We start from the raw sequence: 877 nt of genomic DNA, 5'->3' as shown, positions 1-877 counted from the left end.
CTGCAGGATCTTGGGCGCGATCGGCGTCACCGCCTTCAGATCTCGCTGCCGCCATGGTGGATGGTCCCAGGCGGCCGCGAGATCTGAAGGCGGTGACGCCGATCGCGCCCAAGATCCTGCAGCACAATGTCTATGGCTGGTTCGCGCGCGTCGACCGTAGCCTGTACGATCTTACCGATGCCGGCCGTGCCTCTTTGGTCCGTTGGCCGCAGGCATCGCACGACGAATCCCGACACGCAATTTTGAACGCAGCAGCCATATGATTGAAGATTCCCGCAGCGTCCGAGGCGGTCCGCTCGGTTGATTTCTCCGACAAAATATGTTGCTTGTCCCGCCCATGAAGAAGCTCTGCATGACCGCCTTGGCGTCAGTGACACTGAGTTTTCCAGCCAGCGCAATGGACAATGCATTGCGCGCCGGACTGATGAAACTCGATCCCCAAACTCGCCTTGAACAGCGTTGCGACGCCGAAGTGCTCGACCGCATCACCCATGACGATCGCAAGTTCAAAGCCGATCGCGTCGTCGCCTACGCCTTTGCCACGCCCGAGATGGGCGCCGATGCAATCAAGAGCCCGGGTGCTGCGTTTCGCAGCAAGGGGCAGTGGTATAGGCTGAAATTCAAGTGCCAGACCGGGCCGGACCATATGGAAGTCTTGCAACTCCGCTACCGGATCGGCGACGAGATTCCGGAAGCCGACTGGGCAAAGTATAATCTCTACGATTGATTTGCGATCGGCCATGGTTTTGCCTGGCTGTCGGCGAGTGCCGCGAACATTGGATCTGGCTTGACGTAACGATGCTTCGGTGATGGCGCCACGCGTGATCCCTTGACGCCAAGGGACCACCAAGTTAGGGCCTCTGGGTAATCGACGAAC

Annotated in this window: 2 protein-coding genes; both read left to right on the top strand. The window is 59.2% G+C overall.

All coding sequences use genetic code 11. From position 1 onward, the window contains the following. On the top strand, positions 1-263 hold a 263-nt coding region (locus tag EN925_RS37790; protein ID WP_245487460.1), incomplete at its 5' end, for a DUF2161 family putative PD-(D/E)XK-type phosphodiesterase. Positions 264-319: 56 nt separating this feature from the next. Beyond that, positions 320-727: a DUF930 domain-containing protein gene (locus EN925_RS37785; protein ID WP_032808257.1), complete on the top strand. Its 408-nt coding sequence runs from the start codon at positions 320-322 to the stop codon at positions 725-727. Positions 728-877 lie beyond the last annotated feature (150 nt).

The sequence above is a fragment of the Mesorhizobium sp. M7A.F.Ca.US.006.04.2.1 genome, assembly GCF_004022915.1.
GTDB classification, from domain to species: domain Bacteria; phylum Pseudomonadota; class Alphaproteobacteria; order Rhizobiales; family Rhizobiaceae; genus Mesorhizobium; species Mesorhizobium ciceri.
This window is presented reverse-complemented; position numbering and strand designations above follow the sequence as displayed.

Excerpts from the sequence above, each read along its gene's own strand:
- EN925_RS37785 (WP_032808257.1), top strand. The coding sequence starts at position 320 with ATGTTGCTTGTCCCGCCCATGAAGAAGCTCTGCATGACCGCCTTGGCG.